The 14,216-nt window shown below is 54.9% G+C and carries 9 protein-coding genes; 4 read left to right on the forward strand and 5 right to left on the reverse strand.

The features are described 5' to 3' along the window. Positions 1–10: 10 nt before the first annotated feature. From VFA_RS04700 to VFA_RS04710, 3 genes are all read right to left on the reverse strand, one after another. Positions 11–1,603: a phosphoethanolamine transferase gene (locus tag VFA_RS04700; RefSeq protein WP_004725155.1), complete on the reverse strand. Its 1,593-nt coding sequence runs from the start codon at positions 1,601–1,603 to the stop codon at positions 11–13. A gap of 381 nt (positions 1,604–1,984) precedes the next feature. Next, a complete protein-coding gene (locus tag VFA_RS04705) occupies positions 1,985–2,599 on the reverse strand; it encodes a response regulator transcription factor (protein ID WP_004725156.1) in 615 nt (204 codons plus the stop codon). Positions 2,600–2,615: 16 nt separating this feature from the next. Then, positions 2,616–4,448 carry a sensor histidine kinase gene (locus VFA_RS04710; RefSeq protein WP_004725157.1) on the reverse strand — a complete coding sequence of 611 codons (1,833 nt, stop codon included), beginning with the start codon at positions 4,446–4,448 and terminating at the stop codon, positions 2,616–2,618. 169 nt (positions 4,449–4,617) lie between these two features. On the opposite strand from VFA_RS04710, the gene dsrO reads away from it, so the two are divergent. Genes dsrO through VFA_RS04725 form a run of 3 tightly spaced genes read left to right on the forward strand, consistent with a single transcriptional unit; the run spans position 4,618 to position 9,590 of the window. Next, complete coding sequence (dsrO, locus tag VFA_RS04715) at positions 4,618–5,385, forward strand: sulfate reduction electron transfer complex DsrMKJOP subunit DsrO (RefSeq protein WP_004725158.1); 768 nt, start codon at positions 4,618–4,620, stop codon at positions 5,383–5,385. Then, on the forward strand, positions 5,382–6,485 hold the full coding sequence (nrfD, locus tag VFA_RS04720) for an NrfD/PsrC family molybdoenzyme membrane anchor subunit (RefSeq protein WP_004725159.1): 1,104 nt from the start codon (positions 5,382–5,384) through the stop codon (positions 6,483–6,485). Before dsrO ends, nrfD begins: the two co-directional genes overlap by 4 nt. A gap of 12 nt (positions 6,486–6,497) precedes the next feature. Then, positions 6,498–9,590 carry a tetrathionate reductase subunit A gene (locus tag VFA_RS04725; RefSeq protein WP_004725160.1) on the forward strand — a complete coding sequence of 1,031 codons (3,093 nt, stop codon included), beginning with the start codon at positions 6,498–6,500 and terminating at the stop codon, positions 9,588–9,590. Positions 9,591–9,736: 146 nt separating this feature from the next. Here VFA_RS04725 and VFA_RS04730 read toward each other — a convergent pair whose 3' ends face one another. Continuing rightward, positions 9,737–10,021 (reverse strand): hypothetical protein, encoded by a 285-nt coding sequence (locus VFA_RS04730; protein ID WP_081454426.1) that lies wholly within the window; start codon positions 10,019–10,021, stop codon positions 9,737–9,739. Positions 10,022–10,478: 457 nt separating this feature from the next. Between VFA_RS04730 and VFA_RS04735 the strand changes: the two genes are divergently transcribed. Then, positions 10,479–12,689, forward strand: coding sequence for a sensor domain-containing diguanylate cyclase (locus tag VFA_RS04735; RefSeq protein ID WP_038150960.1), 2,211 nt, complete (start codon positions 10,479–10,481; stop codon positions 12,687–12,689). A 60-nt stretch (positions 12,690–12,749) separates the two neighbouring features. Here VFA_RS04735 and VFA_RS04740 read toward each other — a convergent pair whose 3' ends face one another. Then, positions 12,750–14,165 (reverse strand): aminotransferase-like domain-containing protein, encoded by a 1,416-nt coding sequence (locus VFA_RS04740; RefSeq protein ID WP_004725163.1) that lies wholly within the window; start codon positions 14,163–14,165, stop codon positions 12,750–12,752. Positions 14,166–14,216 lie beyond the last annotated feature (51 nt).

Below are 14,216 nucleotides of genomic sequence, written 5' to 3' on the forward strand. Positions count from 1 at the left end.
TAAATAGGGGTTATGAATCTAAAAGGCAGCTTTGCGTGATATCCAGCTCGCTGTTCTGAACCTCGGTACGCACACCATAAAAACCCAGCAGGCTATGGAATAAGTTGTCGTGTGACAGCGCGCTTGTTTTCGCTTTGTCTTTGAGGCATTGCGTATTCAAGCCTTTCTGCTGTGCATATTGCTCTGGCATCCAAAGCAGCCAAGGCACGTGCGTCTGTTCGACTGGAGCAATCGCGTAAGGGGTGCCGTGTAAATACAGGCCACTTTCCCCCAGTGATTCACCGTGGTCGGAAATGTAAGTCAGCATCACGTTGTAATCGTTAGAGACACTTTTCAGCTCATTGATCACTTGTGCTAATACGTAGTCGGTGTAGACCAAGGTGTTGTCATACACGTTGACAATTTGTTGGTCGTTGCAGTTTTCGATATCACTGCGGTTACACGCGGGTTGGAAGGGCGCTTGTGCATCGGGGTACCGTTGCCAGTAGGTTGGGCCATGGCTTCCGATGGTGTGGAGTACCAGCAGTTTGTTGCGTGCGCCGTCGTCAATGAACTTTTTCGCATCGCTGAGCATGGCCACGTCAAAACAGGTCGAGCCGTTGCAGTCGTCATTTTTCAGTGAGGCGTCAATCGACAGATAGGGCAGTTTTTTCGCGACGCCTTTGTCGCCGCCGTCGTTATCGATCCACAGCACATCAACCCCGGCGTGTTGCAGCACATTGAGCGCATTGTCTTGCGCGGCAGCACGTGGCTTGTTGTAGCTGTCGCGCGTCATGTTCGAGAACATGCATGGCACCGACAGTGCGGTATACGTGCCGCATGAGGAGACGTCCTGAAACGCGATTAAGCCCATGTCTTTGGTGTAAGGGTTGGTGTCGCGCTGATAGCCGTTGTAGGCAAAATTCATCGCACGAGCGGTTTCACCCAGCACCACCACCATCAGCGTGGGTTTGCCGTTTGGTGCGGCTGCAACCTTGGCATCGGTCCCCAAGGTTTGGTAGGCCAGCTTGGTTTCGAAGTAGGTTTTGTTAAGGTATTTCGCGCCATTGTACAGATGCGCGGGAATAATCATTTTGTTCAGGTAGTGATTGTTTCGACCGACTGAGGCGTAGTCTTTGTAGCTGGTGGCCGCAATCAAGCCAATCCCCGCGACCGCGATGATGACGATGCCCACACGCGATGCGATCGCGCGCATCCAAGTGCGGTGCGGCGTGATGCGCACCATGGCGAGGAAGAGACACGGCACCACACCAAAGCCGAACAAGTAAAGAAGCGTCGCCGTGTTGAGGTAAAACGATATTTCTGAAGAGTTGGTTTCAAACACGCTTTCCATCATGGTGGTGTCGAACAGCGTTTGAAAATTGACTTCGGCATACAGCGCTGCAGCGGATGTTAGCACCACAAATGCCATAAACGGCTTGAAAAAGTATGGCCAGGCAAATGCGGAGAAAATAATAATGAAGGCGCAAGTTAGAAGAACAGGCGCTGTGTAGGCAAACAACGGATTGGAGACATCCGCACTCAAACGGAAAATAGTCTTCAGCACGGGATAATTCATCACCGTACCAAAATAGACCGCGAAAACCACAATGAGCGTGGTCATGCTCATGGGGAGACGCGGAAATGAAAGACGACTTGAGTTTGACATGAAGAATAAACCTGACGATGAAACGATGGCACTATCATGCGAATCTAAACTTAAGATTAGCTGAAGACACCTTCAGTTTTTTAGTCTTGCAAGACCTGCAACCGCGAGCACATTAGCAATGTTGAATATTCATTAACTGAACATCATTCTGTGATCAAAAGGTTATTTTGTGTAAATTTTATGTTTGAAATACAAACTTAAGTTTATGTGTCATTTGGTCATTTTGGTGGCTGGGTGAATGAATGACTTGTTTTTTGTGAGGGCTTTGTGGCGCGTATGCGCCGACTTGGACGATGCCGAAAGGGTGCGGTCGGTATTCGACCGAATTCGAACGATTTAGCGCATCACCTTGGCCAGTTGGCCATAGACGTAGGCAAGTTCGGCCACGGTACTGGCAGCAAACTTTTTCATCAGATTCGCGCGATGCACTTCGACAGTGCGCTGTGCAATGCACAGTTCGTCGGCGATGCGAATATTGCGTTTACCGGCAATCAGCAGTTTGAGGATCTCTTTTTCGCGTGTCGTCAGCGATTCAAATGCGGTTTTTGCCGCCAGCAGATCTAGCTTCGATGCTGACTGTTGCAGCCCTTGCGTGATGGCGGCGGCGAGTTCGTCGCCTTTGACGGGTTTTTGAAAGAAGTGAATCGCTCCCGCTTGCAGCGCATCCACTGCCATCGGCACATCGCCGTGACCGGTCAGATAGATGATCGCCAGCGGACTGTTGGCCTCGTTGAGCCGTTGGTGCACTTGCTGGCCGCGCAGCTCGGGCATGCGGCTGTCCAAAATCACGCAGCCGGGTTTGAGCTGATTGATGTGGTCGAGAAACGCCTTGCCGCTGGCAAAGGTGGCGACGTGGAAACCGTGCTCTTGCAGCATAAATTGCAGAGAATCACGCACCGATTCATCGTCATCAACCACATAGACGGGCAGGTGTGGATTCGATTCACTCATTCATGCGCTCCTGAATTTACGCCCAATAGGGCAGAGAAAGGCTGACGATGCAGCCGTGTGGCTCGGCGGACATCAGGCTGATTTGCCCGCCATGGCTTTCCATCACATCGCGACAAATGGCCAGCCCCAATCCGAGGCCATGCGCTTTGTGACTGACAAACGCTTCACTCGGGGTGCCGTGTTCCAGTCCGGTGCCGTTATCGACCACGCGAATGTACAGCGTCTCGGGCTGATAATCAGTATGTAGCGCGATTTTGGGCTGATAACTGCCGGATGCTTCACGCTCTTGATAAAGCAGGCAGGCGTCGATGGCATTGCTGAGCACATTCACCAGCACTTGCTGCATACCGACGCGGTCTGCTTCTACGGCAATGACGTCGCCTTCGCTGCTGCGGCTGATCGCCACCTCGTATTTTTGCAAGCGGTAGTGCATCAGTTCCAGTGTCTCGTCGAGCAGGGTTTCGATGTTGCACGGCTGCTTTTCAAGGCTGCGTTTTTTGATCAGGTTGCGCAGCCGATTGATGATCGCATCGGCGCGATCGACCTGTGCCTGAATCTTTTCAAACACCGGCGTGATCTCTTCTGTCGGGCGCTGCTTTGCCACGCGCAGCAAACCGCCTTCACTGTAATTACGAATCGCCGCCAGCGGCTGATTGATTTCATGCGCCAAGCTGCTGCCGAGTTCGCCCACAATTGCCACGCGCTGGGCGTGTTCCAACTGTTCGCTTTTCTCTTTGAGGCGCAGCTGCGTTTTCTCCAGTGCTTGTTGGCTTTTGCTAAACCGGTATTCGAGCCAGAAGTGGTAGGCGTTCAACACCACCACCACGATAAACAGCGCCCAAGCCCACTCCTGATGAAAACGCAGCCAGCGGATCGCCTCTTTCCACCACGGCTCCTGCAATGGATGCAGATCGAGCGCCTGATAGAGTTTATCGATGGACAGCAAGCTGACGGGCGAGGTCCAACCGGACGCACCAGCGGCGATGGCGGCCGGGCTTTCGGCAGGCATGGCAAGCAGCGCGCGGGTGACTTGTTTGGCGAGTGGCGCCGAGGCGCGGTCGGTTTTGGCAAACGACCAATTCGGATAAAGGTGGGTCGAGACCTGACAATGGAAATCTGCATTGGTGTCGACGTTGAGCACGCGATAGCGATTGGCCTCCAGCAGTCCTTCACGGGTCATGGTTTCCAGCAAACACGCAGGCACGACTGCCGCCTCGACAAACCCATCACGCAACTGATAGAGGTTGGCGTCAATCGGGAACCCCCAAAAGCGCACGTTGGCGAAAAAATCATTCGGATGAAAGCCAAGTTCTAACACCTGATAGCGCAGCGTGAGGTAGCCACCAAAAGCGCGCTCGGAGACCGCCGCCATCGAATGTCCGGCGATATCCGCCAGTTGCTGATAAGGGGATTCGGCTCGCACCACCAACGCCGAACCGATGGCGTAGTTAGAATGGCTCGGCGCGCGATTAGTGAGTGTTGCCATCCACGACAGCTCGTACTGCCTGCCGAGGCGCACCGCCTGACCGGGGTTGGTGACGATAAACTCCATGCTCTGCGATTTCACCGCATTCAGCATGCCGTCTAAATCGAGCGGATGCAGCACAAACTCGGCATCCGGAATGTGTTGATTGAGCCAATCGATGGTCGGTTGCCAGCGCTGCTTTGCTGCCAGATTGCCGCGAATCGCCAACACCCCAACATCAACGACAGGCTTAATTTTGGAAGACTTAAGTTGGGATGCTGGCTTTTGATTGGCCGCCTGTTGTGCCGCGATGCTTTGCGCGCTCAACAAGCACAACCCCAGCAGGATGGGGAACATCAAACGGCAAACTAACGAAGTGAACATGCGGTCTTCATCCCTGAATGCATCAACTGGCGACTAGGATAACAGCAACCCGCACCATGCCCCATTTGTTTTAGATCAATGAACCGCCGGGTATGTGGAAAACCACAATACCGACCGCGTCGCGCATTGCTGACAATCAACTCACCCAACCCAATTCAGTAGGTGAGTGATGGATTCCACCAAACGACGTTTTCTCAGCGCGGTGACCGCTGGTGCTGCGTTAATCCCGGTGACCGGGATTGGCACGGCGACGGCCAGCACCGTGATACGCAATAACCAAGCGCCGGACCGGAAAGGTCAAACAGGCAAACGCTATGCAATGTTGATTGACCTGCGCAAGTGCGTAGGCTGTCAGGCCTGCACGGTCGGGTGCAGTGTTGAAAATCAGATGCCTATCGGCCAGTTTCGCACCACCGTCAAACAGTACGAAGTGACCTTAACGGATGGCTCGCAGGCGACTCAGCAGGTGAAAGCGTTCACGCTGCCGCGCTTGTGCAACCACTGCGATAACCCACCGTGCGTGGCGGTGTGTCCGGTGCAGGCCACCTTTCAGCGTGAGGATGGCATTGTGATGGTGGACAACAGCCGCTGTGTGGCGTGCGCCTATTGTGTGCAGGCGTGTCCTTACGATGCGCGGGTGATCAACGAACATACCCTGACGGCGGATAAATGCACCTTCTGTGCGCATCGTCTGGAACAGGGCTTGTTGCCGGCGTGCGTGGAAACCTGTGTTGGCGGTGCGCGCATCATCGGCGATTTGAACGATCCGCATAGTCAGATTCGTCAGCTAATGGCGCAGCATCAAGGCGAACTGAAAGTGCTGAAACCGGAAGCCAATACCCAGCCACATGTGTTTTATCTTGGTATGGATGAACGTTTTACCTCGCACATTCAAGGCAAAGCCGCCATTTACGAGCCGCAAGGAGGCCACGCATGAACATCACCGAAGTGTTGGTTGCGCCGCAAGCGATCGCCTGGCTACCGTGGGCGGTGCAGTATTTCTTCTACATTGGCTCGGCGTACGCCGCGGCCATGCTCTTTTTGATTGCGTTGCTGTTTGAAAGGCGCAGCAGTCACCGTTTGCGTGCCGCGCTGGTGCTTACGCTGGCGATTGGTGCCATGGTTGGCCCGCTGGCCCTGACCGGCGACTTGCATCAACCCGGCCGAGCGTGGCACTTCTACGCTTACATCACGCCGTGGTCGTGGATGTCGCTGGGTTCGCTGTTTCTGCCGCTGTTTTCAGCGCTGGCGGTGGCGACGGCTTGGCTCTATCTGCGCGCCGATTTGATCGCGCTGCAGCAAAGTCATGGCTTGGTGTTGCGCTGGGTTGGGCAATTGTCGCTCGGCCAGTGGCGCACCTCACGCCGTTTGACGCTGCTGGTGGCGACGCTGACTATGTTCTCGGGGCTGTCGATTGCGCTCTATACCGGCGCGGAAATTGCCGCCGTGAGCGCACGTCCGCTGTGGCATCAACCCGCCGCGCCGCTGCTGTGGTTTGTCACCGCGTTTCTGGCTGCCGTCGGTTTTAGCTTGTTTGTTTATCTGCTGGTGCCGAAAGCCATTTCGGCGCAACTGAGCAGCTTTGATCTCAGTTTACTGAAGAAAACCGTGTCGCTCAGTGCGATGCTGGCACTGATTTTAGTGCCGATTTGGGCGGCCAATAACCCAACGTTTTCGCTGTATGAAAATACGCAATGGACGCAGCATCTGGCGCTGCTGACTGCGGCGCTGCTGGGTTGTATCGCATGGGCATTTTTGAGCTTGCATGAGCGAACCCGCGAGTTGGGCTTGATTGGCATGATGGCACTCAGCCTTGTCGCTGCTTGGTTGGTGCGCTGGGTCACCATGATGCAGGTGCAGACCATTCCTAAGTTCGATGTCGGGCCTTATCCGTATGAATTGCCCTGGGGCGCCAATGGCGCGCTCGGCATCGCGGGCATGTTCGGTTTGTGGCTGGCGCTGGCACTGCTGGGCAGTGAACTGGTGCAACATCGCGCGCAAACCCATCCCTCATCCGTACTGACACACCACAAGTAGGAGAAACAGAACATGGACAACAAACGCCGTCAGTTTTTGAAGTCGGGCCTTGCCGTCGGTGGTGTGGGCGCATTTGCCGCCGGTTACGCAACCACCACTAAACACATGGTGGAAGGGATTGTGGAAGGCAAAGCCGGGCAGGCCACCCGCGATCCGCATCATGGTAATTCGCTGGAGCCGGAATACCGCGTTAATCCCAACGGCAATCTGATCCCCAATCCGAATCAGCGCGTTGCCCCCTCAATGTGTTTTGGTTGCTGGACGCTGTGCGGCCTGCGCGTGCGCATCGACAATCGCAACGATGACATTCTGCGCATCAGCGGTAACCCATATCATCCGCTGTCACAGCAAAATGCGATTCCGTTTGCGACCCCAGTCAAAGACGCTTATCTGAGTATGGCGGGCGAAGCGGGGTTGCAAGGCCGTTCAACGGCATGCGCGCGCGGCAATGCAATGCTGGACATACAAAACAGCCCTTACCGAATCACGCAGCCGCTGAAACGGGTCGGCAAACGTGGTGAAGGGCGCTGGGAGCCGATCAGCTACGAGCAGTTGATTGAGGAGATTGTCGAAGGGGGCGATCTGTTTGGCGAAGGGCATGTCGAGGGGTTGCGTGCTATTCGCGACCTCACCACGCCGCTGGATGCCGATAACCCGGAATATGGTCCGAAAGCCAACCAGTTGCTGGTGACCAATGCCAGCAACGAGGGGCGGGATGACATCATCAAACGCTTTGCGTTTAACAGTTTCGGCACGCGCAACTTCGGCCATCACGGCTCGTATTGCGGCTATGCGTTTCGTGCCGGCAGCGGCGCATTCCTCAACGATTTGGATAAATACGCTCACCTCAAACCGGATTTCGACCACGCCGAGTACATTCTGTTTATCGGCATGTCGCCAGCGCAGGCGGGTAACCCGTTCAAGCGTCAGGCGCGCCAGCTTGCCAATGCGCGCAGCGAAGGCAAACTCGAATACACTGTGGTCACGCCCAGCTTGCCAGCGGGGTCGTCGAGCTTAGCGGCGGGCGATCGCAACGATTGGCTGGCGATCAAACCGGGCACCGATTCTGCGTTGGTGCTTGGTATGATCCAGTGGATCATCGCCAATCAACGTTACAACCAAACATTTCTGGCTCAGCCGGGCGTGGCCGCGATGCAGCGTGCCGGCACGGCGCACTGGTGTAACGCGACCCATTTGGTGATCAGTGACGATCAGCATCCGCGTTGCGGCAGCTTCCTGCGCGCATCGGATGTCGGTCTGCCGTTTGACGGTGAAGCGCGTTCCGACAGCGATCCGTACGTGGTGGTCAATGCAAGTAGCGACGAGTTAGCGCTCAATACCGAACCAGACGAAGCGGCGCTGTTTGTCACGCGCGAGGTGATGCTTGCGGGCAAGCCCGTCACGGTCAAATCGTCGTTGCAACACCTCAAAGAGCAGGCGTTTAAATACGATCTGGCCTATTACAGCCAGCAGTGCGGAATTAGCGAGGCGCAAATCATCGCGCTGGCACAGCGCTTTACCAGCTATGGCACCAAAGCGGTGGTGGACACCCACGGCGGCAACATGCACAGCAACGGGTTTTACAACGCGTTCACCATCATGATGCTCAATGCGATGGTGGGAAACATCAACCGCAAAGGCGGCGCAATGGCCAAAGCGGGCGGTTATCCGACGTCGGGAGACGGCCCGCGTTACAACTTCAACCAGTTTGCCGGTAAGGTTGCGCCCAAAGGCATTTTCCTGTCACGGAGCAAATTTCCGTATCACAAAAGCAGTGAATACCGGCGTCGCGTAGCAGCCGGCGAGTCACCTTACCCAACGCGTGCACCGTGGTATCCGATATCCGCGCCGCTGCTGACCGAACATTTGTCGGCGGCGATGGACGGCTATCCGTATCGCATCAAAGCGTGGATCAACCACATTGCTAATCCGATCTACGGGGTGCCGGGGCTCAAAGCGCTGCTGGAAGAAAAACTCAAAGATCCGAAGCAGTTGGGACTGATCGTGTCGGTCGATGCGTTCATCAACGAAACCACCACGCTGTCGGACTACATTGTGCCGGATACCGTCACGTACGAAAGCTGGGGCATGGCTGGGCCGTGGCATGACGTACCCGTTAAAACCGTCACGGCGCGTTGGCCAGTTGTGGCGCCGCGCACGGCCAAAACGGCGGATGGGCGCTCGATCTGTCTGGAAAACTTTTTGATCGACGTGGCGAAAAAAATGCAGCTCGGCGGTTTTGGTGACAATGCCATTGCCGATGCCCAAGGTAACTGGCACGGCATTCACAGTGCGGAAGATTTCTACCTGCGTTCGGCGGCCAACCTGGCGTATGTCAAAGGCGGCGTACCGGAAGTGACGGCGGAAGATATCGCGTGGTCGGGGCTGGAGCGCCTGATGCCCGCCATGCAGCAGGCACTGACAGCGGACGAAATGAAGCGGGTGGCGTACATCTTTGCGCGCGGCGGGCGGTTTGAGGATGCAACCGAAGCCTACAAAGGCGACACCATGAAATACAAATGGGTCAATCCGGTTGCGATCTGGAACGAAAAGTTGGCGACGTCGCGCAATACTATGACTGGCGAGCGCTACTGTGGCTGCCCGACCTGGTATCCGCAAAAACTGGCCGACGGCACGCCGCTGGAAGTGCGTTATCCGCCGCACGAGTGGCCGTTCAGCCTGACCAACTTTAAGTCCAACATTCACAGCGCGGTGTCGAATTTGTCGCCCCGTCTTAATGCGATCAAAGGTGACAATCCGGTCTACATGCATCCACGCGATGCCAAGGCGGCGGGGATTGAAACGGGCGATCAGTTTGTGATTGAAACCCCGAGCGCGCAGATGACGGCGGTGGCGATGGTGCTGGAGGGTATTCGCCCCGGTACGCTCGGTTTCGAGCACGGCTTTGGCCATACCGAACTCGGCGAGCGGGCGCACTGGATTGGCGACAAGCAGCAACCGGTCAACATGAAGCGCAGCGATGGCGTCAACATCAACGATGTCGGTTTGATTGACCCAACCCGGCAAAGCCCCGGTGTGCTGCTCGACTGGGTGGTCGGCGCGGCGGCTCGCCAATCCCTGCCTGCGCGGATTCGCAAAGCGTAGCAAACCAAATCACACACGACTTACCACGCCACATTACACCACACAGGCGCAGTGAGCTTATGCCGCTGCGCCTTGTCATCTTCATCGGTGTCGTGTCGATGAGCCGTGACGTTGCTGGTGAACAGAGTGACGTTACCGGTGAATGATTACGACTCAGTGACCGCGATTCGGCCATTGCGCACTAAGGCGCGGCGCACGTTTTTGCACAGTTTGCCAAATCGGTTGAGTTCGTCGAATGAAGGCGGCAGGCCGCGTGTCACTTGGTGTTGCCAATAGCTGAGTTCGCTATCGACCAGTTCCATCAGTTTTTTTGGGCAGCCGACACAGGTATTGTCGGGGCCGCAGACAAAGGTGTCTTGTTGATAAAGCGGGAATTCCTTTTGCACCGCATCAATGATCTGCTGCATGGCAGTCAATCGATCGGGTTTCATGGCGTCAGTATTATCGGTGGTAAAGATGTGATTCTACTCGCCCGCACAAAAATCACCACACTCCTGAAGGGGTAATGTTGGTCTTCCGTGTTTCAATCAATCTAATGCACATCATTTCTAGCAATCCGATGCACATTATTTCACGCAATTCGCTGAAGGAAAATGAGACTGATTTCGCGTCAATTATTTGTTATATCCATCAAGAAAATGAGGTTTAATTGACCGTTTTTGGGCGATAGCCCCTGCATTTATGGTGTCAATGAATTGACCCATTTTTATGAACCACGTTACTATTCAAAAAGTCACTAAGTCAAAAACAGACGAAGCACTGAATTCTGGTGATGCTCACCCAGAGTGACCGTGCCAGCCACTTTTTCCCGTGGCTGTTTATTCTGGTCGAGATGTTCAGAGACGACCCTTTCACCCTTAAAAAAACAAATCAATGGGATAGGACGCGTTGGAAAGTTTGAAGTTCACTGACAAAAGTCGTTTTGTCAGGTCGACACAATCCTTGCTGCTGGCCGCCGTGTTAGGGCTGCTCTGGATCCTGTCACGCCACGATTTCGTGACGTTTCATGCCATCATTGAACTGACCACCGTGTTTGTCTCCGGCATGATTGCCTTAGCAGGCTACAAAGCCTCGACCCACAAAGATGCACGTCCGCTCGCGTTACTCAGTACCCTGTATTTATGCGTCGCGTTTGTCGATTTGGCACATACCCTCAGTTACAAAGGATCGTTCTTTGCCGAAGGGCTGGGCAACAATCCGCCCACGCAATTCTGGATTCTGGCCCGTTTGGTGGAATCCATGGGCTTGGCGCTGGTGTTCCTTTGTCCATTTCAGTGTCGTTACGTCGAGCAGTACATCAAGGTGCTGGTGCTGGCGACCGTGACCGGTGTTTGCGCCATCTATCCACTCGAAATTTTCCCTGATGCTTTTCTTGATGGCCAAGGGCTCACGCCGTTTAAAATCTACAGCGAATATGTGGTCATCAGCTTTGTGTTGTTGGCTGCCATTGGCGTTTGGATGCGTCGCCGCAGCTACCAGTCGCTGCAAGTGCATTATTTGATGATCTCGTTTGCGCTCACGATGGGGGCGGAGTTTTGTTTTACCCAATACGCCTCGGTGTATGGCGATGCCAACGCGGCGGGGCATCTGTTCCGTTTGGCGTCGAACTATTTCCTCTATCGCGGCATTTTGGTGGATCAGAATGTCACGAGTAATTCGCTCTACAAGGCCAATCCGCTGCACATTACCATTGTGGTTCTGACCTGTGTGATTTGGGGGACGGTAGCTCTGAGCGTGCGCTACATCGAGAAAGAGGCTAAGCAGCGCGACGATCTCTACCTGTACCAACAGCGGTTGCAAGGGCTGGCCATCTCGCTGCAAGCGGCGCTCGATAGCAAATTCAGACTGACCGACAGCTTGGAAGCATTCGTGCAGTCTCGCCCCGACTTTACGCCAGAAGAGTTCACCATTTTTGCGGAACGCATGTTGGAGAAAACCCCTTACATCACCAGTTTGCAATTGGCGCCCCAAGGCATTGTGACCTACGTGACGAATGTCGAACGCAATCAAAAAGCCGTCGGCCACAACCTGTTGCAAGATCCGAAACGCAAGAATGGCGTGATGAAGGCGATTACCTCGCGCAGCACCATCGTCGATGGCCCGTTAACCTTGCGCCAAGGTGGTCAGGCATTGATTGCACGCGCGCCGGTTTACCTGCCGTCCCATGATTTGACGCAGCGAGATGTATTCTGGGGCTTTGCGACGGTCATCATTGATTTAGAGGCGTTGCTTCAATCAACGCCCATCACCGCATTCGATCGCGAATTTTCGCTCGCGATCCGTGCGGTGAATCCAGTGGGCGATGTGAATACGGTGATTTTGGGCCGTGATGAGACCGATGCTAACCCGATTCTTTCCACCGAAATTGCCCTTAGTAACAGTCGCTGGGTGCTGTCGATGAGTGGTCGCCGAGCCGCGTATGTCATGCATACTGGCTTTATTTTGTCGTCGTGGTACTGGATTTATTTGTTGCTCTCGACTGGCGTGATTGCCATTGGGTTATACCGCATTCTGACGCACCGCGTGCAAGTGACCAAAGCCGTTAGCGATGCGACGGAGCATTGGCAGCAAGAAGTCGAACGACGCCAAGAAGTGGTGGAGTTGGAACGGCGACTGGCGACGCAAGATGAGTTAACCGGCATTGCGAATCGCCGTCATTTCTACGATTTAGCGCATGATCATTTGGCCCAAGCGCGTGCGCAGGGGCAGCCATTTACGCTCTATTACATGGATTTGGATGGCTTTAAGGACGTCAACGACAGCTACGGCCATTCGATGGGGGATGAAGTGTTGAAAGTGGTCGCACATCGCCTACAAAACAGTGTTCGCGCGCAAGACATTGTCGCGCGTTTTGGCGGGGATGAGTTTGTCGCGATTCTGCGCAACACCGACGATGACTGTTTCTATAAATCGCAACAGATCATTGAGGCGATCAGCGCCCCGATTGTGATTGACGGTTCCCCGGCGTTAATCGGGATCAGCATTGGAGCGGCGGTGTATCCGACTCATGGTGATAGTATCGAAGCCTTGTTGGTGAAAGCCGACAGTGCGCTGTATCAGGCCAAACGCCGAGGCAAAAACTGCCTTGTCGTTGCTTAGTGTCGTTGCTTCATGTGGTTACTTAGCTAGTCGCTTGGCAGTAGCGCTTAAAGCGGCGGCTCAATCTTCCGCCATCTGCTGGCGAATCAATTCCCCTAAGCGAGAAATCGCCCGCTGGCGCTGCTCGGTCAGTTCAAAGGAGCTGTTGAGGCGAAAACAGTGGGCAAACTGCTCGCCCGGACTGAACATTTTGCCTGGCGCGATGGTGATCTTCTCTTGCAGTGCGCGCTGATACAGCGCCATCGCATCCATGCCTATCGGCAGTGCAACCCAGATAAAATACCCCCCATCAGCATCGGTAATACTCACTTCGGGCGGAAACGCCAGATGAAGCTGTGCCAGCATCGCCTTTTTCCGTTCGTGAAGTTTGCGTCGTAGTTGGCGCAAATGCTGTTCGTAATTGCGCGTGGTGAGGTAGTTCGCTAGCGCAAGTTGAATCGGCACGCTGGTGGTCAGGGTGCTCATCAGTTGCAGTTTTTGAATGCGCAGGGCGTGCTGACCCGCGGCCACCCAGCCGATGCGAAAACCGGCGACCAAGGATTTGGAAAACGACGAGCAGTGCATCACATTGGCGCTGCGATCCCACGCTTTGGCAGGCAGCGGTGCTTCCTTACCCGCGTAGAGTTCGCTGTAGACATCATCTTCAATTAAGGCCACTTGATAGCGGCTGAGGAGCTGTACCAGTTGCTGCTTTTTCTCGGCGCTGAGCGTAAATCCGAGCGGATTTTGCAGCGTGCTCATCAACCAGCACGCTTTGACCGAATGCGATTGCAACGCCCGTTCAAGGGAGTCGAGGTCGATGCCGTGCTGCGGATCGGTGCGAATGAAGAGCGCTTTCAGCCCTAAGCGTTCAAGGGTTTGCAGCGCGCCATAAAAGGTGGGCGATTCCACCACCACCCAATCGCCGGGGCGTGTCACCGCTTGTAGGCTGAGGTTGAGCGCTTCCAGCGCGCCTGCGGTGATCACGATTTCATCCGGTGAAATGTTGATGCCACGGGCAGCGTAACGTTTGGCGATGATTGAGCGCAACGTGTCGTTGCCCGGCGGCAGGTTATCGAGCGCACTGGACACCGGCATGCTGCGCGCGGCTGCCATCAGCGACTTGTTGACCTGATGGCGCGGATAGAGGCTGGGGTCGGGATAGGCGTGACCGAAGGTGACCATGTGCGGATTACGCCCTGCTTGCAGTACATCAAAGATAAAATCGTTGATGTCGATCTGCTCCATCGATTCGATGGCGCGCGGCACAGCGTTGGCCGCTGGGGCCAATTGTGGTGACACGCAATACCCACTGCGTTGGCGCGATTGAATCCAGCCTTGCGATTCGAGCACTTGGTAGGCGTGCAGGACCGTCATCAGGCTCAAGCCCGTGTGCTCAGATTGCTTGCGTAGCGACGGTAACTTATCGCCCGCCTGCCAGATACCTGCGTCAATTTGATGCTTGATCTGTGCCACCAACTGTTCGTATTTCGCCATCGCTCATCCCTTTCATTGAAACTCGAAATATAACACTTGGTTTTCATCACT

It is taken from the genome of Vibrio furnissii CIP 102972, from assembly GCF_000176175.1.
Taxonomy (GTDB): domain Bacteria; phylum Pseudomonadota; class Gammaproteobacteria; order Enterobacterales; family Vibrionaceae; genus Vibrio; species Vibrio furnissii.

Coding starts and splice junctions, on each gene's coding strand:
- VFA_RS04700 (WP_004725155.1), bottom strand. CDS start 1,603: ATGACCACGCTCATTGTGGTTTTCGCGGTCTATTTTGGTACGGTGATG.
- VFA_RS04705 (WP_004725156.1), bottom strand. CDS start 2,599: ATGAGTGAATCGAATCCACACCTGCCCGTCTATGTGGTTGATGACGAT.
- VFA_RS04710 (WP_004725157.1), bottom strand. CDS start 4,448: ATGTTCACTTCGTTAGTTTGCCGTTTGATGTTCCCCATCCTGCTGGGG.
- dsrO (WP_004725158.1), top strand. CDS start 4,618: ATGGATTCCACCAAACGACGTTTTCTCAGCGCGGTGACCGCTGGTGCT.
- nrfD (WP_004725159.1), top strand. CDS start 5,382: ATGAACATCACCGAAGTGTTGGTTGCGCCGCAAGCGATCGCCTGGCTA.
- VFA_RS04725 (WP_004725160.1), top strand. CDS start 6,498: ATGGACAACAAACGCCGTCAGTTTTTGAAGTCGGGCCTTGCCGTCGGT.
- VFA_RS04730 (WP_081454426.1), bottom strand. CDS start 10,021: ATGAAACCCGATCGATTGACTGCCATGCAGCAGATCATTGATGCGGTG.
- VFA_RS04740 (WP_004725163.1), bottom strand. CDS start 14,165: ATGGCGAAATACGAACAGTTGGTGGCACAGATCAAGCATCAAATTGAC.